The sequence below is a fragment of the Arthrobacter sp. E1SS-5 genome, from assembly GCF_057073715.1.
Map to the genome: position 1 here is coordinate 218064 of NZ_CP172703.1, position 19399 is coordinate 237462.

The 19399-nt window shown below is 66.7% G+C and carries 20 protein-coding genes; 16 read left to right on the forward strand and 4 right to left on the reverse strand.

Going from position 1 to position 19399, the window contains the following annotated elements; all coding sequences use genetic code 11:
- Positions 1-75: 75 nt before the first annotated feature.
- From tilS to ACIGJD_RS01145, 12 genes are all read left to right on the forward strand, one after another.
- A complete protein-coding gene (tilS, locus tag ACIGJD_RS01090) occupies positions 76-1134 on the forward strand; it encodes a tRNA lysidine(34) synthetase TilS (protein ID WP_483689560.1) in 1059 nt (352 codons plus the stop codon).
- 30 nt (positions 1135-1164) lie between these two features.
- On the forward strand, positions 1165-1716 hold the full coding sequence (gene hpt / locus ACIGJD_RS01095; protein WP_142042755.1) for a hypoxanthine phosphoribosyltransferase: 552 nt from the start codon (positions 1165-1167) through the stop codon (positions 1714-1716).
- Positions 1717-1900: 184 nt separating this feature from the next.
- Positions 1901-3961 carry an ATP-dependent zinc metalloprotease FtsH gene (gene ftsH, locus ACIGJD_RS01100; RefSeq protein WP_483687918.1) on the forward strand — a complete coding sequence of 687 codons (2061 nt, stop codon included), beginning with the start codon at positions 1901-1903 and terminating at the stop codon, positions 3959-3961.
- 9 nt (positions 3962-3970) lie between these two features.
- Positions 3971-4615, forward strand: coding sequence for a GTP cyclohydrolase I FolE (gene folE / locus ACIGJD_RS01105; RefSeq protein WP_483687919.1), 645 nt, complete (start codon positions 3971-3973; stop codon positions 4613-4615).
- Between the two features lie 9 nt (positions 4616-4624).
- Entirely contained in the window at positions 4625-5563 is a 939-nt protein-coding gene (folP, locus tag ACIGJD_RS01110; RefSeq protein ID WP_483687920.1) for a dihydropteroate synthase, read from the forward strand.
- A gap of 13 nt (positions 5564-5576) precedes the next feature.
- Entirely contained in the window at positions 5577-5966 is a 390-nt protein-coding gene (folB, locus tag ACIGJD_RS01115; protein ID WP_483687921.1) for a dihydroneopterin aldolase, read from the forward strand.
- The gene (gene folK / locus ACIGJD_RS01120; protein ID WP_483687922.1) at positions 5963-6508 is read left to right on the forward strand and encodes a 2-amino-4-hydroxy-6-hydroxymethyldihydropteridine diphosphokinase; all 546 of its coding nucleotides are present in this window, start codon (positions 5963-5965) and stop codon (positions 6506-6508) included. The genes folB and folK overlap by 4 nt, the downstream gene beginning before the upstream one ends.
- Entirely contained in the window at positions 6505-7050 is a 546-nt protein-coding gene (locus ACIGJD_RS01125) for a DUF3180 domain-containing protein (protein WP_483687923.1), read from the forward strand. Before folK ends, ACIGJD_RS01125 begins: the two co-directional genes overlap by 4 nt.
- On the forward strand, positions 7031-7543 hold the full coding sequence (locus tag ACIGJD_RS01130) for a PH domain-containing protein (RefSeq protein ID WP_483687924.1): 513 nt from the start codon (positions 7031-7033) through the stop codon (positions 7541-7543). The genes ACIGJD_RS01125 and ACIGJD_RS01130 overlap by 20 nt, the downstream gene beginning before the upstream one ends.
- Positions 7540-9159: a PH domain-containing protein gene (locus tag ACIGJD_RS01135; protein WP_483687925.1), complete on the forward strand. Its 1620-nt coding sequence runs from the start codon at positions 7540-7542 to the stop codon at positions 9157-9159. The genes ACIGJD_RS01130 and ACIGJD_RS01135 overlap by 4 nt, the downstream gene beginning before the upstream one ends.
- Complete coding sequence (locus ACIGJD_RS01140; RefSeq protein WP_483687926.1) at positions 9152-10045, forward strand: Rossmann-like and DUF2520 domain-containing protein; 894 nt, start codon at positions 9152-9154, stop codon at positions 10043-10045. The genes ACIGJD_RS01135 and ACIGJD_RS01140 overlap by 8 nt, the downstream gene beginning before the upstream one ends.
- Complete coding sequence (locus ACIGJD_RS01145; RefSeq protein WP_483687927.1) at positions 10046-10969, forward strand: 4-phosphopantoate--beta-alanine ligase; 924 nt, start codon at positions 10046-10048, stop codon at positions 10967-10969.
- A gap of 11 nt (positions 10970-10980) precedes the next feature.
- Here ACIGJD_RS01145 and ACIGJD_RS01150 read toward each other — a convergent pair whose 3' ends face one another.
- Positions 10981-11247 carry a hypothetical protein gene (locus tag ACIGJD_RS01150; RefSeq protein ID WP_483687928.1) on the reverse strand — a complete coding sequence of 89 codons (267 nt, stop codon included), beginning with the start codon at positions 11245-11247 and terminating at the stop codon, positions 10981-10983.
- 129 nt (positions 11248-11376) lie between these two features.
- Between ACIGJD_RS01150 and ACIGJD_RS01155 the strand changes: the two genes are divergently transcribed.
- Entirely contained in the window at positions 11377-12051 is a 675-nt protein-coding gene (locus ACIGJD_RS01155) for a TetR/AcrR family transcriptional regulator (protein WP_483687929.1), read from the forward strand.
- Between the two features lie 32 nt (positions 12052-12083).
- Here the strand turns inward: ACIGJD_RS01155 and ACIGJD_RS01160 are convergent, their stop codons facing one another.
- Positions 12084-13541, reverse strand: a complete 1458-nt coding sequence (locus ACIGJD_RS01160; protein WP_483687930.1) for an HNH endonuclease signature motif containing protein — start codon at positions 13539-13541, stop codon at positions 12084-12086.
- 311 nt (positions 13542-13852) lie between these two features.
- Here ACIGJD_RS01160 and ACIGJD_RS01165 point away from each other — a divergent pair, with 311 nt between their 5' ends.
- Positions 13853-14419 carry a type 1 glutamine amidotransferase domain-containing protein gene (locus tag ACIGJD_RS01165; protein ID WP_483687931.1) on the forward strand — a complete coding sequence of 189 codons (567 nt, stop codon included), beginning with the start codon at positions 13853-13855 and terminating at the stop codon, positions 14417-14419.
- A 122-nt stretch (positions 14420-14541) separates the two neighbouring features.
- Entirely contained in the window at positions 14542-16056 is a 1515-nt protein-coding gene (locus ACIGJD_RS01170; RefSeq protein WP_483687932.1) for a DHA2 family efflux MFS transporter permease subunit, read from the forward strand.
- A gap of 11 nt (positions 16057-16067) precedes the next feature.
- On the opposite strand, the gene ACIGJD_RS01175 is transcribed toward ACIGJD_RS01170, so the two are convergent.
- Together ACIGJD_RS01175 and ACIGJD_RS01180 are read right to left on the reverse strand one after the other, a co-directional pair.
- A complete protein-coding gene (locus ACIGJD_RS01175) occupies positions 16068-16904 on the reverse strand; it encodes an alpha/beta fold hydrolase (RefSeq protein WP_483687933.1) in 837 nt (278 codons plus the stop codon).
- A gap of 57 nt (positions 16905-16961) precedes the next feature.
- Positions 16962-17633 carry a TetR/AcrR family transcriptional regulator gene (locus tag ACIGJD_RS01180; protein WP_483687934.1) on the reverse strand — a complete coding sequence of 224 codons (672 nt, stop codon included), beginning with the start codon at positions 17631-17633 and terminating at the stop codon, positions 16962-16964.
- 239 nt (positions 17634-17872) lie between these two features.
- Between ACIGJD_RS01180 and ACIGJD_RS01185 the strand changes: the two genes are divergently transcribed.
- On the forward strand, positions 17873-19375 hold the full coding sequence (locus tag ACIGJD_RS01185) for an amino acid permease (protein ID WP_483687935.1): 1503 nt from the start codon (positions 17873-17875) through the stop codon (positions 19373-19375).
- The last annotated feature ends 24 nt before the right edge of the window (positions 19376-19399 follow it).

The following is a 19399-nucleotide window of genomic DNA, read 5'->3' on the forward strand; positions in this document are numbered from 1 at the left end:
GCGTCGCCAGCCGCCTTGCCCACCGGACGACGCCGGCCCGGCAGGCTTGCGCCCGTCGTCGGCACTGCGCGCAAGATGCTGCAGAACGCCCTGGCGGAGGCGGGTTACCCCCGCCACGTCATGGTGGCATGCAGCGGAGGCCCGGATTCCCTGGCGCTTGCCGCCGTCGCATCCTACTTTGCCCGCCGCGGCCACGTGGAAGGCCACCCTGTCACCGTGGGGGCTGCGGTGGTGGACCATCAGCTGCAGGACGGATCGGCCGACATTGCCGCCCGCACCGCCCGGGCATTGCAGGAGCTTGGCCTCTCACCGGTGGAAGTCCGGACGGTCACCGTGGCCGGCGCCGGCATGGGCCCGGAAGCAGCTGCCCGCGAGGCCCGGCACGCGGCCCTTGAAGCCGCCGCCGCGGAACAAGGCGCGGAGGCAATCCTGCTGGGCCACACCCTCGACGACCAGGCCGAACAGGTACTGCTGGGCTTGGCCCGCGGCTCCGGCACCCGCTCGCTCGCCGGCATGCGTCCAACCCGGGGCAAACTGCTCCGTCCTTTCCTGGGGCTCCGTCGGGCAGATACGGAGGAGATCTGCGCGGTGGAGGAGCTGGACCCATGGCACGACCCCACCAACGCCGATCCCGCCTTTGCACGGTCGCGGACGCGCGTGGAGGTCCTCCCGCACCTTGAGGAAAAACTCGGCCCCGGCGTGGCCGAATCGCTGGCCCGCACCGCCGCCATCCTGCAGCTGGACGCTGACTACCTGGAGGATGTGGCGGAAAGCACCTACGCATCGCTCGTGATGCGGGACGACGGCGGGCTGAGCCTGCCGGAGGAAGCGTTGCGCGCCCTGGCCCCGGCCATCCGGTTCCGGGTGATCGCCAAGGCAGCGGCCGACGTCGGCGGGCAGCAGCCCAGCTACCAGCGCCTTTTGGCGGCGGAAGCGCTGCTGCGGCGGCAGGGTTCGGCCGGTCCTGTTGAGCTTCCCGGCGGCGTAAGTGTGTACCGGTTGTCGCTGGCGCAACTTGAGGAATCGAAGGGCAGCACCGGCCCGGCTGCGGCCGGGGGTGGCTCTTCTGTTCCCCGCGAACGGGCGCGCTGTGGGAAGCTAGTATTCCGGCCTCAAAAACCGCCCGCAAAATAGTCGCACCCCGCATCTAAACAGGAGCCATTGGTGGATTCAAACGACGTCCAGGCAGACCTCAAGCACGTTCTCTACTCCAGGGAGCAGATCCAGCAGCGGATCACAGAACTCGCTGCGCAGATCGACAAGGACTACGAAGGCCGCGAGATCCTCATTGTGGGCGTCCTCAAGGGCGCTGTGATGGTTATGGCGGACCTGGCCCGGGCATTGCACAGCCACATCTCCATGGACTGGATGGCCGTGTCCTCCTACGGTTCGGGAACCCAGTCCTCCGGTGTGGTGCGCATCCTTAAGGACCTGGACACGGACCTCATGGGCAAGGACGTGCTGATCGTCGAGGACATCATCGACTCCGGCCTCACCCTGTCCTGGCTCAAGACCAACCTGGAATCCCGCGGGACCGCCTCGGTGGAAATCTGCACCGCGTTCCGCAAGCCCACCGCCGCCAAGGTGGAGATCGACGTCAAGTACGTCGGCTACGACATCCCCAACGAGTTCGTGGTGGGATACGGCCTGGACTATGCCGAGAAGTACCGGAACCTGGACTTCGTCGGAACCCTGGCCCCGCACGTATACGAGTAAACCCAGCCCCTTCCAACGCATTCGGTGCGCTGTCTGTCCCGCTACGCCCACAGGGAACTTTTGCTTTTCGCTATGCGTGATGTACTCCGGACGGTGTATAGCTAGAAGCTGACGCAGCACCATCACGTGCGCAGAGTACTCGCCGTGAAGCACTACCGGAAGGACGGGGCCAGCCCCCGAACAGATGAAAGCTAAGAACTTCTTCAAAGGCCCGGGCATCTGGATCGTCGTTGTGGTCGGTCTGCTCCTCGTGGCTTTTGCAACGCTCGCCCCCGGCGGTGCGGCCCGGATCGACACGGACAAGGGCCTGGAACTGCTCTCCAGCAACAAGGTGGAGCAGGCCAAGATCTTCGACGGCGAGAACCGCGTTGACCTCACGCTGAAGGACGACCTGCAGCTGGACGGGCAGGACAAGGGCAAGAGTGTCCAGTTCTTCTTCGTGGACGCCCGTGCCCAGGATGTGGTGAAGGCTGTCACCGACGCCAAGCCTGCCCAGGGCTTCACCGACCAGCCGATCGAAAGCAACTGGTTCTCCGGCCTGCTCTCCCTCCTGATCCCTGTCATCCTGCTGGGCGCCCTCTTCTGGTTCCTGATGACCCGCATGCAGGGCGGCGGCTCCAAGATCATGCAGTTCGGCAAGTCCAAGGCCAAGATGGTCAGCAAGGACATGCCGCAGGTCACTTTCGCTGACGTAGCAGGCGCGGACGAGGCTGTGGAGGAACTGCAGGAAATCAAGGAATTCCTGCAGGAACCGGCCAAGTTCCAGGCGGTGGGCGCCAAGATCCCCAAGGGCGTGCTGCTCTACGGCCCTCCAGGCACCGGTAAGACCCTGCTGGCCCGCGCAGTTGCCGGCGAAGCAGGCGTGCCCTTCTTCTCTATCTCGGGCTCGGACTTCGTGGAAATGTTCGTCGGTGTCGGCGCGTCCCGCGTCCGCGACCTCTTCGAGCAGGCCAAGGCCAACTCGCCGGCCATCATCTTCGTGGACGAAATCGATGCTGTTGGCCGCCACCGCGGCGCCGGCATCGGCGGTGGCAACGACGAACGCGAGCAGACCCTCAACCAGCTGCTGGTGGAGATGGACGGCTTCGACGTCAAGACCAACGTAATCCTGATCGCCGCCACCAACCGGCCCGACGTCCTGGACCCCGCGCTGCTGCGCCCCGGCCGATTCGACCGCCAGGTCTCGGTGGAAGCGCCGGACCTGATCGGACGCGACCAGATCCTGCAGGTGCACGCCAAGGGCAAGCCGATGGCGCCCGGCGTCGACCTCAAGGCTGTGGCCAAGAAGACCCCCGGCTACACCGGTGCGGACCTCGCCAACGTCCTGAACGAAGCAGCGCTGCTCACCGCGCGCTCCAACGCCAATCTGATCGATGACCGCGCGCTGGACGAAGCGATCGACCGCGTCATGGCCGGCCCGCAGAAGCGCAGCCGCGTCATGAAGGAACACGAGCGCAAGATCACTGCCTACCACGAAGGCGGCCACGCCCTGGTGGCCGCGGCCCTGCGGAACTCGGCCCCGGTCACCAAGATCACCATCCTTCCCCGCGGCCGTGCCTTGGGCTACACCATGGTGGTTCCGGAGAATGACAAGTACTCCGTCACCCGCAACGAGCTCCTGGACCAGATGGCCTACGCCATGGGCGGCCGCGTGGCCGAGGAGATCGTCTTCCACGACCCGTCCACGGGCGCTTCGAACGACATTGAGAAGGCCACCGGGACCGCACGCAAGATGGTCACCGAATACGGCATGAGCGAACGCGTCGGTGCCGTGCGCCTGGGCCAGGGCGGCGGCGAGCCTTTCCTGGGCCGGGACGCCGGGCATGAGCGCAACTACTCGGACCAGATCGCCTACGTGGTGGATGAGGAAGTGCGCCGCCTGATTGAGCAGGCCCACGATGAGGCCTACGAAATCCTCACCGAGAACCGAGACATCCTGGACCTGCTGGCCCTTGAGCTGCTGGAGCGGGAAACCCTCAACCAGGCTGAGATCGCCGACATCTTCCGGGACGTGCGTAAGCGCGACTTCCGCGAGGTGTGGCTGTCCAAGGAAACCCGCCCCGTCCTGGCTGGACCGGTGGAGACCCGCCAGGAGCGGGCCGAGCGTGAAGCCCAGGAAGAGGCGAAGAAGGCCCGGCTGGATGAGCCGCTGGACGCCCAGCCTCCGCATCCGCAGGGCGTTCCGGAGGATGCACCGTTCAAGGGCGGAGTCACCGACTCGGGGCCTGACACCCTTCGCGGCTAAGCTTTCCCTGTGACTTCCTTCGACGACGACGACGTTCCCGCCTCCGCCGGATACCTGGCGGAGGACGGTTCCCACCATCCAACAAGCCAGAAGGTGGACCGGCCACGGATTGAGGCGGCCGTCCGCGAAATCCTCCTCGCCATCGGCGAGGACCCGGACCGCGGCGGCCTCCTCGACACCCCGAAGAGGGTGGCAAAAGCGTACGCCGAGATGTTTGCCGGGCTGCACCACGATCCTGCGGAAATTCTTTCCACCACCTTTGACCTGGACCACGAGGAACTGGTCCTGGTCAAGGACATTCCCTTCTACTCCACCTGCGAGCACCACCTGGTGCCGTTCCACGGCGTGGCCCACGTTGGCTACATCCCCTCGCACGACGGAAGGGTCACCGGGCTGAGCAAGCTTGCCCGGGTGGTGGACATGTACGCCCGCCGGCCGCAGGTGCAGGAACGGCTCACCACTGAGATCGTCGAAGCGCTGGTCAGCCACCTCAAGCCCCGCGGCGCCATCGTCGTCGTTGAATGCGAGCACATGTGCATGTCCATGCGCGGCATCCGCAAGCCCGGAGCGAAGACCGTCACCAGTGCGGTCCGCGGGCAGCTTCATGACCCGGCCACCCGTGCCGAAGCCATGAGCCTCATCCTCGGAAGGTAACCACACACCATGGATTCACTCGCTGCAGCCCCCGGAACGGGGCCCGCAACCTCCCCGCTGCCCATCCTGCGCAAGCCCCGCCCGGCGGCGCGCTTCGAAGACCTGCCCACCGGCCGGACCCTGGTCATGGGCATCCTGAACGTCACCCCTGATTCCTTCAGCGACGGCGGAAAGCACGCCACGGCGGACACCGCCATCGCGGCCGGCCTGCGGATGTTCTACGCCGGTGCGGACATCATCGACGTCGGCGGCGAGTCCACCAGACCGGGTGCGGACGACGTCAGCCCGGACGAAGAGCAGCGCCGGGTCCTGCCCGTTATCGAGGCCCTGGTTAAGGCCGGGGCCCTGGTCAGCATCGACACCACCCATGCCTCCACTGCGGAAGCGGCAGTCAAGGCAGGCGCCGCCATCATCAACGACATTTCGGGCCTGAGCATCGAGCCCGAAATGGCCGAGTTCGTGGCAGCGTCCAAGGTCCCCTACGTGCTCACCCACCGCCGCGGCGACGCCCGCACCATGAACTCGCTTGCCGAGTACACCGATGTCGCCGGGGAAGTGGTGGCGGAACTGGCGGGAGTACGCGACAAGCTTTATGCCGCCGGCGTCAGCCCGGAACAGATCATCATTGACCCGGGCCTGGGATTCGCCAAGAACGACGCCCAGAACTGGGAACTGCTGCAAAACCTGGACCAGCTGGACAGCCTGGGCCACAGGGTCCTGGTGGGTGCCTCCCGCAAGCGCTTCCTGGGTACCCTGCTCACGGTGGCCGGGAAAGCCGCCGGTCCCGAGGAACGGGACGGCGCCACGGCGGCCATCACGGCCATCAGCGCCTACCGCGGTGCCTGGGCGGTCCGCGTCCACGACGTCGGCTCAAGCCTGGACGCCGTCAAGGTGGCCGCGCGCATGGCGGCCGGACCCACAACACCAGCCGTACCCAAAACTCAGTAGGGCCGGGGGACCCATGGACAGGATTACGCTGACCGGAGTGACCGCAGTGGGTCATCACGGTGTCTTCGATTTCGAACGCCGGGAGGGCCAGCCCTTCGTGGTGGACGCGGTGCTCTACCTCGACTTCACCGAAGCGGCGCAGTCCGACGACGTCCGGGACACTGCACACTACGGCGAGGTGGCGCAGCGTATAACCGAGTGGATCTCCGGGGAGCCCCTGAACCTCATCGAGGCACTTGCGGTGCGGATCGCCGACAGCCTCCTTGCCGAGTTCAAGCTCCAGGCCGTGGAGATCACCGTCCACAAACCGCAGGCCCCGATCGAGGTTCCCTTCGGCGACGTGGCGGTCACCGTCCACCGGACGCGGGTCCCCGCCGACGCACTGTCCGGGACCGGGACATGAACGGCATCTACACAAAGGCGGTGCTCGCCCTCGGCAGTAACCTTGGTGAGCGGAACGAGACCCTGACCGAGGCCGTGGCGGACCTGGTGGATCCGCCGGAGGTTCGCCTCCTTGCCGTCTCACCCATTGTCCAGACGAAGGCCGTAGGCGGACCCGCCGGACAGCCCGACTTCCTGAACATGGTCATTACCGTGGAAACCAGCCTCACACCCATGGAACTGCTGAAACATTGCCAGGCCGTGGAGAACAAGCACCTCCGCGTCCGCGAGGTGCACTGGGGGCCGCGGACGCTCGACGTCGACATCATCACCTACGGGGACCTCCGCAGCGACGATCCCGCACTGACGATTCCGCACCCCCGTGCGGCCTCCCGCGCGTTCGTCCTCTACCCCTGGTCGCTGATCGAACCGGCCGCCACCCTGGGGGGCGAAAGGATCAGCGTATTGGCCGCCCGGGCGGATGACTTCGCCGGCCTGGCACCCTTCGACGGCTTCGGTGACTTTGACGGGATGCCCACGGCCGGCGCGGTGGAGGAGCGATGAAACCCATCAACCCCCTGCGCCTGCTGCTGATCGGCGTCATCCTCGCCATTGCCGGCTGGTCTGCCACAGTGGTGACCAGCCGGTACAGCATCGCCACGCCCGTCCTTCCTGCCACCGCGCTTGCCACCATGGGCGTCATCGTCATCATCACGTTGATCCTGGGTATCCGCGTCCTGAGGTGGCGCAACAGCCACAAGCCCAACAGCACGGCGAAGAAGACGCAGTTGGACCCCCTCCTGGCCGCCCGGACCCTGGTCCTGGCCCAGGCCTGCGCGTACGCCGGAACGGTGCTGCTCGGCTGGCATGTGGGCATCTTCCTGGACCAGTTGCGGATCTGGAGCATGCGCAGTGACCAGGGAATCACCTGGCTGGCGTTGGCCATGGCCGGCGGCGGCCTGGTGATGATCGTGGTGGGGCTGATCGTGGAGCGGTTCTGCAAGATTCCGCCCGAAGACGGTGACCCAAACCTGGACGGGAAGAAGGGCCGCCCTGCCCGCGGGGAGGCCGCTGGGGAAGGCGAATATGCGTACCGAGGCGATTGACCCGCCGGGTATCGCCTGGCAGCGGGTGTCACCAAAGTACATAACAGTCCGCCTCGTGGAATGGGCCCTGGCCAACCTGGCCGCTGTCCTGGTCCTTTCCGCGCCGCTGGTGTTTGTCCTCCTCGGCTGGTGGCGCTGGCCCCCGCTGTGGCTGGCCATTGCCGTTCCGGCCGTCATGCTGGTGGTTGCCGTATGGCGGCTGGTGCTCATCCCGCGGCAGGTCAGGGCCATTGGCTACGCTGAGCGCGGCGACGACCTGCTGGTCAGGAGCGGCATCTTCTTCCAGCGCACCATGGCCGTTCCCTACGGGCGCATGCAGTACGTGGACATTGCTGTCGGCCCGGTGGAGCGCGGCCTGGGACTGTGTACCGTGAAGCTCCATACGGCATCGCCCGGCACCAACGCCCGCATCCCCGGCCTTCCGGCTGCTGAAGGCGCACGGCTCCGGGAACAGCTGGCCGCCCGCGGCGAAGCAGGGCTGGCAGGGCTGTGACGGCTGACGGCCAGCTGCCCGGGCAGCCGGTCCTGCCTCCTGCGGCGGCGGGGCCGGAAAGCAGCAGAACGTCCGACGGCGAGTGGCTGCGTGTGCATCCGGCGTCACCTTTCGTCCGCGGCTGGGTTGCCCTGGCTGCCATCGCCTTCTTTTTTGGCCGGGACCTTTTTGAGCGTTCCCTGCAGGGCCAGCCAGTTTTTGAGGAGGGGTTTGACCGCCGCGCACCCTGGCTCCTTGGCGGCGGTGCCGTGGTGCTGGCCGTGGCCGTGCTGGGATTCGTCCTGACCTGGTACTTCACCAAATACCAGGTGTCCGCCGGGTACGTCCGGGTCAACAGCGGGCTCCTCTTCCGCCAGCACCGGCAGGCGCGGCTGGACCGGGTACAGGCCATCGATATCGTGCAGCCCCTCCTGGCGCGCATCTTTGGCCTGGCCGAACTCAGGTTCGAGGTGGCAGACGCCGGCGAATCAGCGGTGCGGCTGGCTTACCTGAAGATCGCCGACGCCCGCCAACTGCGGGCCACAATCCTGGCGCGCGCTTCCGGGGCTGTTGCCGGCGCCAGCCCAGGCAGTGGCTCCGTGGGCGGTTTGGACGGTGCGGGGCAGCTTACCCAGCCCGCACCTGAGGCGCCGGAGTTTACGGTGCTGGCCGTGCCGCCGTCGCGCCTTATTGGATCGCTGCTGCTGAGTGAGCAAAGCTTCTTCATCGTGGTGGGCGGCGCCGCTTCGGTGGTCCTGTCCGCGCTGACGGACAACCGGGCCTTCTACTTTTACCTGGTGCCCGCCGCGCTTGGCCTGGCGGCAAGCTATTGGAACTTCTTCAACAAGGGGTATAACTTCACCGCGGCCATCTCGCCGGATGGCATCCGGCTGCGGTACGGGCTGCTGGACACGCAGGCACAGACGCTGCCGCCGGGCCGGATCCAGGCCGTGAAGATTGCCCACCCGCCGCTGTGGCGCCTGTTCGGCTGGTACCGGATTCAGGTGAACGTGGCTGGCTACGGGACGTCGGGCAACGCCGTCGAAGGCAATACCAGGACCATCCTGCTGCCGGTCGGTAAATTTGCCGACGTCCTGGCGATGATCTCGCTGGTCCTGCCAGACCCCGGAACCGACCAGCCGGAGGCGGTTTTCGATGCCGGGCTTGGCGGCTTCGATTCCGACGGCGGCTTTGTCACCACCCCGCGGCGGGCGTGGCTGCTGGCACCCTTGGCATGGCGGCGCAACGGCTTTGCGGCCACGGACACGGCTCTGTTGATCCGTTCCGGCCGCTGGTGGCGGGAACTGGTTGTTGTCCCGCACCAGCGCACGCAGTCGATGGCGCTTCACCAAGGGCCCGTGGCGCGCCATTTCCGGGTGGCGGACCTGGTGCTGCACACCACCGCCGGGCCGGTGGCCCCGCGGCTGACCCAGGCGGGGGTGGAAGAGGCCCGGCAACTCTTCGACGGGCAGTCCGCACGCGCCCGGCTGGCACGGAAGCGTCAAACCACCGAACAATGGTTGCGGCAGGTTGTCCCGGCAGTTGTATCAGTTCCCGAATCCACGCCGGCCGTCGAGCCTGCGGCTGCACCAGAGCCCCGCACTCATTACCAACAGGAAGGTCAGCACCATGGCTAAGCCCGGACGCCTCGGCGTGGGAATCATCGGCGCCGGCAAGGTAGGGGCGGTGCTTGGCGCCGCCCTGCGCGCAGCCGAGCACGCCGTCGTCGGGGTGTCAGCCGTCTCCGACGCCAGCCGGGAGCGGGCCGAGACCCTGCTCCCCGGCGTGCCCATCCTGGAAGTGCAGGACATCGTGGAACGAGCGGAACTGGTACTGCTGGCGGTGCCGGACGACGCGCTGCCTGATCTGGTGGAGGGGCTGGCCAAGCTCGGCGCCTGGCAGCCCGGCCAGCTCGTGGCGCACACCTCCGGCCGGTTCGGCGTCGGCGTACTTCATCCGGTCCGCGCCGCCGGCGCCGTTCCACTGGCACTGCACCCAGCCATGACCTTCACCGGCATGAGCCTGGACCTCACCCGGCTGCTGGACTGCACCTTCGGGGTGACGGCCGACGCCCCCATGCTGCCCATCGCCCAGGCACTGGTGGTGGAGATGGGGGCCGAACCCGTGGCCATTGCCGAGGCGGACCGAACGCTGTACCACGCCGCCCTGGCCCACGGGTCCAACCATCTGGTCACCCTGGTGGCGCAGGCGTCGCAACTGCTGCGCGAGGTGGGCGTTGAATTGCCCGAGCGTATGCTGGGGCCGCTGCTGCGGGCCACGTTGGAGAACGCACTGGCCTCGGGGGAGTCTGCGCTGACTGGTCCCGTGGCACGCGGGGACGTGGGAACGGTCCGTGCCCATGCCGAGGCGTTGCGGGAGTACGACGCCGGCGGGCACGGGGACGTGCTGGAGGCCTACCTTGCAATGGCGCGCGCCACAGCCCTCCGCGCCGAAGGGCGCGGGCTGCTGAAACCCGACCAGCTGAAGGGGCTGCACGAGGCCCTCGATCCGAAGGAGGACTGAATGTCCATACAACTCGTCACCACCGTGGCCGGCCTGCACGCCGAAAGCGCCCGTCTCCTTACGGCAAAGCAGGGGACCTCCCAGGGGCTGGTGCCCACCATGGGAGCGCTCCATGAGGGACACGCCGCGCTGGCCCGCACCGCCGTCGAAAACAATGACGTGGTGGTGGCGAGCATCTTCGTCAACCCGCTTCAGTTCGGCGACGCCGCGGACCTGGACCGCTACCCGCGGACGCTTGACGCGGACCTTGCGCTGCTGGAGGAGCAGGGCGTGGACCTGGCCTTCGCACCCTCCGTGGAAGAGGTCTATCCCGGCGGGGAGCCTTTGGTGCGGATCACCTCCGGACGCCTTGGGGAGAAGTGGGAAGGCGCCTCCCGGCCCGGCCACTTCGACGGCGCCCTGACTGTCGTTGCCAAACTGCTGCACTACGGCCTGCCGGCGGCCGGCCTTCCGGGGGGATCTGCGGGCACATCCGCCGGCAGCCTCCCCGCCTACCGGGCTTACTTCGGCCAGAAGGACGCCCAGCAGCTGGCACTAGTCCGGCGCATGGCTGCGGACCTGAACTTCCCGGTGGAGATTGTAGGCGTCCCCACGGTCCGTGCCGAGGACGGGCTGGCCTTGTCCAGCCGGAACCGCTTCCTGTCCGATGACGAACGGGATGCCGCGCTGGTCCTGTCCAGGGCGCTGCGTCTGCTGGAGGAGCGTGCGAATGCCCACGAGCCTCTAGACCTTGATTCTGCGCTGGCGATGGTTGAGTCCCAGCCCCTGGTGGAACTGGACTACTTCGATGTGGTGGATCCGGGGACCCTTGAGCCGCTGGCGGAGAACTGCCGGGAAACTCCCTTCCGCGGCGAAGCCCTGGCGCTTATCGCGGCCAAGGTGGGCCCTGTGCGGTTAATCGACAATGTCCCGCTGAGTTCCTGACTTGCCGCCGCCTAGAGGTGCAACCCGTCCTCGCTGGCCATCAGCTGTTCCAGGAGTGCCTTCTCCGGCTGGCCCGGGTTACGGGCGACGCAACGGCGAAGCCGTGCCCTGGCCAGTTCTTCGGCGGGGTTGGTGTCCGCCAGCAATTCGTCGATGATCTCCTGGGCCTGCCAGCGGAGGGACTCGAGGGCGAATTGCCGGATCTCGGCAGGAGTGTCACTTGACGTCCAGGGGTCCGGGGCTGAGGGAACGCCCTCGAACATCCGCTCTGCTGTCATCTGGAGCCTCCTTGCACCATTCCGAAGCGGCCGGTGGTCTGGCCTACGCGGCCTTCAAAGCACTGCGCGTAGGAAAACAGTACAGCGGGAAAGACCGGTCTGTCTGCCCCGGAGTACACTTCAATTGCAATGGATCCCAATGCAGATTTTTCACCGTCTGCCGCGGCCCTCACAGCCGGGGCGGCGGTTGCTCCTGCCCACCCCACAGAGCCTGCCAACCTCACGGATCTTGCCAACCCGGCAGAGCATGCCAACCCTGCGGAGCGGATCCTTTCGGTGGCGTACGAGCTGTTTTCGCGGCGCGGGGTTCGAGATGTGGGCGTCAACGAGCTCATCGAACGGTCCGGCGTAGCCAAGGCCACTTTTTACCGGCATTTTCCCTCGAAGGACTCGTTGGTGCTGGCGTTCCTCGAGCGGCGGGACCGGCAGTGGACGGTTGACGCCATCCTTACTGAGGCGCGCCGCCGGGGGAGTAGGCCGGTGGAGCAGTTGCTGGCCATTTTTGACGTGTTTGGCGACTGGTTCCAGCGTGATGACTTCGAAGCTTGCTCCTTTGTTAACGTCCTGCTGGAAATGGGTCCTGCCCACCCCTTGGGCCAGGCCAGCATCGACTACTTGGCCAGAATCCGAGGACATATCCAGGCCTTGGCAGAAGAAGCCGGCCTGGTGCGTGCTGAAGAATTTGCCCGTTCCTGCCAGATCCTGATGAAGGGCTCAATCATCTCGGCCACCGAGGGAGACCGGCTGGCCGCACAGCGTGCCCAGCAGATGGCAATCTGGCTCATCGAGCACCACAGGGCTTAGCACCACGGGCTGTTGTGACGTTGCCAAGGCGGCTAGGCAGCAAGCAGCTGCAGAAGAACTTCTTCGAGCGGGCTTCGTTGTCCCGGCACGATGCCTGGTGGCCAGTGGGTTGGTTGGGGGTCTGGGTGTTCGGGGTTGTAGTGGCATCCTGTTGGTGAGGTCCAGCCGGGCGGGTCGTTGTTGGTGGCCGGGTCCGGTGTCCAAGTGCTGCGGTGTTTGAGTCGGTGGTGCTTGGGGCAGAGCTGCGCCAGGTTGGTTGTGCCGGTGGTGCCGCCGTGTTCCCAGGCTTGGAGGTGGACGGTTTCGTTGTCCGGGGTGCGGTTGGTGCAGCCGGGGAAGGTGCATTTGGCGTCGCGCATCCTGATCCAGCGTTTGATGGTCTCCGTCAGCCGGTAGTTCTTCCTCCCGATTTCCAGCGGTGCCCCGTCCCTGGGGTCGACGAGGACGCGGTAGAACGAGTCGGCACCGTCGGCGACGAGTTTCCGGGCCATGGATGCCGGGATCGGGCCGAGTCCGTCCAGTACTGCCGGCTCATCGGCCGCCCCGAGCAGCGAGAGTACCGGCACCATGACCAGGACATCGGCCCGCGGGGTGGGTACTTCCTTGAGTTCGCTTGCTGTTCCTGATCCGAGGAGCAGGGAGGCTGCGATGTCGGGACGGAGTTGGGTGATGGTGCGTGGTTCGTCCGGGCCCTGGAGTCCGCGGGCGATGGCGGTGGTGCGGTTCCAGATGGCGCAGGCGGTGTCTCCGGGCAGGTAGAGCGAGACCCAGGCCATGCCGTCCTTGTCCGGGGTGTATTCCATCCGCCGGTCTGCCACCCCTTTGGCGTGGCGTTTCTCGATCGATTCGGGGTGGTGGCGTTCCCGCCAGGCACGCACCTTGGCCCGGAACCGGGACGGGACGAGTTCGCCCGGGGCTGCCCCGCGGGCGGGGTGGGGTGCGTCGGGGTCGAAGAAGTGCGCCACCAGCCCGGCAGCACCGGCGGGGTCGAGGCCCTCGGTTTCATCGGCGATGACCTTCGCGTGCTGCCACGACATGCCGCCGGCGGCCAGGGCCTCGAAGACGGGTGGCAGGGAGCAGACCTTCCGGGACTGTTCCACGAACGCGCCCGCAGTGGCGGAGCTGATGGTCAGGACCCCCGCGATCTCCTCGACCACGGACATCTCCGTGTAGGTGCGGTCGTGCAGGGACGCGTCGGGCGGCGTCAGGGCCTGCTGGAACCCGATGGCGTCGGCGGCGTCCCGGGCTTTCATCGCGGACAGCCGGGCCTCCAGCCGGGCGATAACTTCGAGCCGTTCCAGCCGGATCTCATACCGCCGCTGCATTACGTCAACACCGGAACCAACAGCAGCCCCCGAACAAACATCAACACCGGAACCAACAGCAGCCCCGGACGCAATCGCAGCATCTTCACGGTCCAGGGCATCGAGGGCAGCCACAGAGGCAGGAACACCTTCCAAGACCACCCCAACGCCGCTGCTGATTCCCATAAGAGAATCATCCAGCGAGGGTGTGACATTGTGAGCCTCGCTGGCGCCGGACCCGCGCAGGCAAGCCGGCGCACCCAACCCGTGCCGCCGCCGTCGTACGTTTTCGATGCGAAGGCTCTTTGTCGAACCCCAAACATCCGAAGCGAAAAGGAACTTGCGCAGCGCAGGAATCTCCAGGCTTCTGCCGCGCCCAAGATAGTCAGCTTGCTTATTACTTTCGGTTTTCCTAGGCTGGAACATGTCAGGCAATCAACTCTCGGGCGGTTGCTGCGCGCCTCAGGGCCGCGGACCGCCTCAGGCGAGGAGGAACAGTGTCAGAGCACAGCATCGCAGGCAAGAAGGTCGCATTCCTGCTGACTGACGGCGTGGAGCAGGTAGAGCTCACCAGTCCCTGGCAGGCAGTGAAGGACGCCGGCGGCGAGCCCACCCTGGTGGCTCCCAAGAGCGGCAAGCTGCAGGGCTACGAGGGCACGGAGAAGGGCGACACCTTCGACGTCGACCTCACCGTCGCCGAAGCAAACGCCTCAGACTTTGACGCCCTGGTACTTCCCGGCGGCGTCGTCAACGCGGACCACCTGCGCGTCGACAAGGATGCGCAGAACTTCACCCGCAGCTTCTTCGAACAGCACAAGCCCGTGGCATCGATCTGCCACGGTCCCTGGCTGCTGATCGAGGCCGGCGTGATCAAGGGCCGGAACGTCACGTCCTACTTCACGCTGGAGACAGACCTGAAGAACGCGGGCGCCAACTGGACCGACCAGGAAGTGGTGGTGGACCAGGGCCTGGTGACCAGCCGGAACCCGGACGACCTCCCGGCCTTCAACAACAAGCTGATTGAGGAAATCTCCGAAGGCCAGCACGCAGGCCAGACTGCCTAACCCCTAAAGTTCCCTCAGGGTTTTTATCCCTGTATGGAGGAATTACTCCAGCGGGTAGAGTGTTGGAACCTGCAGCGGCGCCGACCGCGCATCACTCATAAAACACCCCTGAGGGAACACCCATGTCTACCGAAGTCTCTCCGAACGCCGGCGGCCAGCCCGTCCCAGGCGAAGGCACCCGCGACGAATTCCGCGGTGGACCCCACCAAGGCGGCCAACCCGCCGCGCCGGAGAAGATGTCCCGGGAGTCAGTGACCATCATCAGCACGCTGCTGGTGGCGACGTTCGTGGTGATCCTCAACGAGACCATCATGAACGTCGCCCTGCAGCGGCTCATGGTGGACCTGCGCGTCGACGCGCCTACCGTCCAGTGGCTGTCCACCGGCTTCATGCTCACCATGGCCGTGGTCATCCCCACCACCGGCTTCATCCTCCAGCGCCTCTCCACGCGAGGCGTCTTCATGCTGGCCATGGGCCTGTTCGCCGGCGGAACCGCACTTGCCGCGGTGGCCCCGGGGTTCGAGGTCCTGCTGCTGGCCCGCATCGTCCAAGCCGGCGGCACCGCGATCATGCTGCCGCTGCTGATGACCACCATCCTCACCCTGGTCCCGCTGGCCAAGCGCGGCGCCGTCATGGGAAACGTGAGCATCGCCATCTCGGTTGCGCCGGCAATGGGTCCCACGGTTTCCGGACTGATCCTGGAACACTTCACCTGGCGCTTCATGTTCGTCTTCGTCCTCCCGGTGGCCCTCGCGGCGCTGGCTATCGGCGCCAGGTACCTCACCAACGTCGGCGAGGTGGAAAAGGCGCGGCTGGATACCCTGTCCGTCATCCTCACCGTCCCCGCCTTCGGCGGCCTGGTCTACGGGCTCAGCCAGATCGGCGGCGGCCACGGCGGCCAGGCCGGTCCGGGCGCCGGCGCCATCGCGGCCCTGGTGATCGGCGTCGCCGCCCTGGCCGTGTTTGTCCTCCGCCAGGTCCGGCTGCAGAAGGCCGCCGCGCCGTTGCTGGACCTGCGCGCCTTCAACTTCCGGATGTTCACAGTCTCGGTCCTGCTGATGGTGGTGGCCATGATGGCCCTGTTCGGAGGGGTCATCCTGCTTCCGCTCTACCTCCAGCAGGTCCGCGGCCTCGGCTCGCTCGAAACCGGCCTTGCGCTGCTCCCCGGCGGCCTGGCCATGGGCCTGCTGGGCCCGGTGATCGGCCGCGCGTTCGACAAGGTGGGCCCGCTGCCGCTCACGGTCACCGGATCCATCCTGATGGTGGTGACCCTCTGGCAGTTTTCAATGCTCGACGCCGGCACGGCAGTTTGGTGGATCATCACCCTTCACGTGGGGCTGAGTTTCGGCCTGGCGCTGCTGTTCACCCCTGCCTTCACCACCGGCCTGAACCCGCTGCCGCCGCACCTCTACTCCCACGGGTCGGCGATCATGAGCACCACCCAGCAGGTGGCCGGTGCCGCCGGCACGGCACTGCTGGTGTCCATCTTCGCGGTGGTGAGTGCGGCTTCAGGGCTCGTCGCCGGGATGAGCGCCGCGTTCATGACGGCAACCGTCATAGCCTTTGCCGCCGTCGTACTTTCCGCCATGATGCGCAAGACCGAGGGCGCCGGTCCGGGCCACGGCGCAGGACACTAGCGCAAGCCGCGCTAGCCGGCGAAGAAGTCGCTCAGTTCCTTGATCAGCTTGTCCGGGGCCTTGATGGCGCCGTCGTGGCCGAAGCCGGGCAGGATGGTGTAGCTGGAGCCGGACAGCACGTCGTGGATCTGGCCGCAGGCGATGCCGAAGTAGGCCGGGCTCTTTTCGCCCACCACGATCAGCGTCTCCAGGGGCAGGTCCAGGAACGGCTCCGCAGGCATGTCCGCCGCGATGATGGCCTTGATCTCCCGCACGCCGGTGCGCATGAGTTCGCGCTGCTGCTTTCCTTCAGTGGTGCCGGCCGTGAGCTTGTTGGCGAGGGTAAGCATGGAGAGCGGCATGCGCGATGAGAAGGATCCGCCGGCTTCCAGGCCGCGCTGGATCACGGCGAGGGCGCGGTCATCGTCACCGGCGGCAATGGCCTTCTCGTACTCGGCGATCCAGGTGGCGGTCACGCTGCCGTTCACGGAAACGGCGGGGTCGTAGACAGCGAGCCGTTCCACGGGCAGGGTCCGCGCGGCGTGCAGGGCCACGGCGCCGCCAAAGCTGTGGCCGAAGACGTCCGTGCTGGAGGTGTGCTTCATAACGGTGTCCAGGTCCCGGATGTCCACGTCCAGCGTGTAGTCCTCCGGCTGAGGCGACGACGAGCCGCGGCCGCGCCGGTTAAAGGTGTGCACCGGCCGCCCCAGCGAGGCACTCAGTTTCTGGGCAAACTTGGTGTAGTCAGCGGCCGTCACCATGGAGGGCGGCACCACCACCACGCCCGAACCTGCCGAAGCCAGTTCCGCGCCGGTGGAAAAGAGCTCCACAGTGCCGCCGTCGGGGGTCCTGATGTTCTCTCGCGTCATGGTCCGAGCCTAGCCGAGCAAGCTGGGCGGGGCATCACGGACGCGGGCGTCTCCAGCTCACGCCAGTTGGTTGAGCAAGGCCTGGCTCGCTGTGCGGATGGCCGGCAGTTGATCCCCCAGACCGCAAAGGATCAGTCCCGCGTCCGCCGCCTGCATTGCGGACTCCGCCGTCACGGCACCATCGGCACGCAGATAGATCAGGGATTCGACCAGTCGGAAGGTGAAGTCGCCCCCGTCCGGGCCCGCGGCGGTGGCTGACAGCCCGCCACCCAGCTGCCCGTACAGCCGCCGCAGCTCCTGCCGCTCACTGAGGAACCGGGCAAAGCGCGTGCTGCGGACTTCCGGCAAGTGGTAAAGGACGCCAAGGTTCCACCTTGCGCTGCACAGCTGCGTTCCGTCATAAAGCGCGACGGCGTGAAGGCGGCTTCCAACCGGGCCGCCGGTTCCAGCCTGCTCGGCGGGCAACGCGGCAACTGTGCGGGCGAACTTCAGGCCGCCGGACACGGTTCCCTCCAGCAGGTCCTCGAGAATGTCGTCCTTGGTTTTGAAGTGGTGGTAGAGGGATGACTGCCGGATGCCCACGGCGTCCGCGATGGAGCGGGTGGAGGTGCTGGCAAAGCCCTGGGTGGTGAACAGTTCCGCCGCGGCGTCGAGGATTTCGTCACGTGCGGTGGCGCCTGGCCGCGAGGGCTGTTGGTGGCGGGGACGTCCCGGTCCGGCTGAAGTCACGGCCTCATTCTTGCACCACGCACGGGACCAAAGGACAACCCGGGAGAGGCCTTCCGCCCTTGTGAGGGAACGGAAACTTGCGCGAAACAAGATGTCTATCCGCCTTTTACAGGGGTGAAACTGTTTGGGGACATCCCGCTGGAAAACTATCAACTGACCGGTAATCCGCAGCCTTCGGCCGAGCGCTGCAGTGCCGGGAGGCTTTGCCCCACAATCCCTTTCCAGCCCGGAGATTCCCGATGACTTCAACCGTTCTTCCCACCGTCCACCAGGACGATGCAGACCTGACGTCCCTTGGCTACCAGCCCACCCTCCACCGAAAGCTCGGCCGCTACGCTTCCTTTGCCGCCGGCTTCTCTTTCGTTTCGATCCTCACCACCATCTTCCAGCTCTTCGCGTTCGGTTACTCCTTCGCCGGGCCCGCGTTCTTCTGGACCTGGCCTGTCGTCCTGGTAGGCCAGTTGCTGGTGGCCCTGAACTTCGCCGAACTCGCCGCCCGCTACCCCCTCTCCGGGGCCGTGTACCAGTGGGCGCGGCGCGTCGGGGGAGAGGGCGTCGGCTGGTTCGCCGGCTGGTTCATGGCCATCGCGCAGGTGGTGACCGCAGCTGCCGCGGCCATCGCCCTGCAGGTGGTCCTGCCCCAACTCTGGGACGGCTTCCAGGTGGTGGGCGGCGACCCCGCACTCAACACAGTCACCGGCGCCAGCAACGCCGTGGTCCTGGGCGCCGTGCTCCTGGTGGCCACCACTGTCATCAACTCCCTGGGCGTCAAGCTCATGGCCCACGTGAACTCGGTGGGTGTCACCTGCGAGATCGTAGGCGTTGCCGCCGTCATCCTTGCCCTCGTCAGCGCCGCCCAGCGCGGACCGGATGTTGTCGCGGACACCACGGTGCTGCAGGGCTCGGACCTCGGCGCGGTGGGGGCCTTCCTGGTCTCAGGACTGATGGCCGCCTACGTAATGGTGGGCTTCAACTCCGCCGGCGAGCTGTCCGAGGAAACCAAGGACCCGCGCCGCACCGCTCCGCGGACCATCCTCTCCGCCCTCCTCATTTCCGGGATCGGCGGGGCGCTGATGATCATCACCGCCCTGATGGCTGCACCCAGCCTTGACGACGGCCGCCTGGCCACCGAAGGCCTGCCCTACGTCCTCACCGCGGTCCTGGGTACCTTCTGGGGCAAGGTCCTGCTGGTGGACGTGGCCATCGCCATCTTCGTCTGCACCCTGGCCATCCAGACCGCCGGTTCCCGGCTGGTGTTCTCCATGGCCCGCGACGGCAAGCTCCCGGCGTCGGCCCTGCTTTCCTCCGTCCACGCCACCCGCGGCACCCCGATGTGGCCCTCCATAGTGATCGGCGCCCTGGCAGTGGGAGTGCTGGCCATCAACGTTGGCAACGCTGCCCTGTTCACCACCCTGTGCAGCGTCTGCATCGTCATGGTCTACATCGCCTACCTCCTGGTCACCGTCCCGCAGCTGGTCAACCGCCTCCGCGGCGACTGGGACCGGGTGGGGCAGACCATGCCGGCAGGCCTTTTCTCCCTCGGCCGCTGGGGCCTTCCCGTCAACATCCTCGCCGTCCTCTACGGCGGCCTCATGGTGGTCAACCTCGCCTGGCCCCGGCCCGAGGTGTACGACCCCACCGGCGGGAACGGACTCCTCCTCTGGTCCGCACCGCTGATGGTCGCCGCCGTCCTGCTCCTGGGCGTCTGGGTCCGGCAGCGGAACCTGGCAGCCAAAGCCTGAGACTCCAGAACTTTCCGAACTTCC

Coding starts and splice junctions, on each gene's coding strand:
- tilS (WP_483689560.1), top strand. CDS start 76: ATGCTGCAGAACGCCCTGGCGGAGGCGGGTTACCCCCGCCACGTCATG.
- ftsH (WP_483687918.1), top strand. CDS start 1,901: ATGAAAGCTAAGAACTTCTTCAAAGGCCCGGGCATCTGGATCGTCGTT.
- folP (WP_483687920.1), top strand. CDS start 4,625: ATGGATTCACTCGCTGCAGCCCCCGGAACGGGGCCCGCAACCTCCCCG.
- folB (WP_483687921.1), top strand. CDS start 5,577: ATGGACAGGATTACGCTGACCGGAGTGACCGCAGTGGGTCATCACGGT.
- folK (WP_483687922.1), top strand. CDS start 5,963: ATGAACGGCATCTACACAAAGGCGGTGCTCGCCCTCGGCAGTAACCTT.
- ACIGJD_RS01125 (WP_483687923.1), top strand. CDS start 6,505: ATGAAACCCATCAACCCCCTGCGCCTGCTGCTGATCGGCGTCATCCTC.
- ACIGJD_RS01130 (WP_483687924.1), top strand. CDS start 7,031: ATGCGTACCGAGGCGATTGACCCGCCGGGTATCGCCTGGCAGCGGGTG.
- ACIGJD_RS01140 (WP_483687926.1), top strand. CDS start 9,152: ATGGCTAAGCCCGGACGCCTCGGCGTGGGAATCATCGGCGCCGGCAAG.
- ACIGJD_RS01145 (WP_483687927.1), top strand. CDS start 10,046: ATGTCCATACAACTCGTCACCACCGTGGCCGGCCTGCACGCCGAAAGC.
- ACIGJD_RS01150 (WP_483687928.1), bottom strand. CDS start 11,247: ATGACAGCAGAGCGGATGTTCGAGGGCGTTCCCTCAGCCCCGGACCCC.
- ACIGJD_RS01155 (WP_483687929.1), top strand. CDS start 11,377: ATGGATCCCAATGCAGATTTTTCACCGTCTGCCGCGGCCCTCACAGCC.
- ACIGJD_RS01160 (WP_483687930.1), bottom strand. CDS start 13,541: ATGGGAATCAGCAGCGGCGTTGGGGTGGTCTTGGAAGGTGTTCCTGCC.
- ACIGJD_RS01170 (WP_483687932.1), top strand. CDS start 14,542: ATGTCTACCGAAGTCTCTCCGAACGCCGGCGGCCAGCCCGTCCCAGGC.
- ACIGJD_RS01175 (WP_483687933.1), bottom strand. CDS start 16,904: ATGACGCGAGAGAACATCAGGACCCCCGACGGCGGCACTGTGGAGCTC.
- ACIGJD_RS01185 (WP_483687935.1), top strand. CDS start 17,873: ATGACTTCAACCGTTCTTCCCACCGTCCACCAGGACGATGCAGACCTG.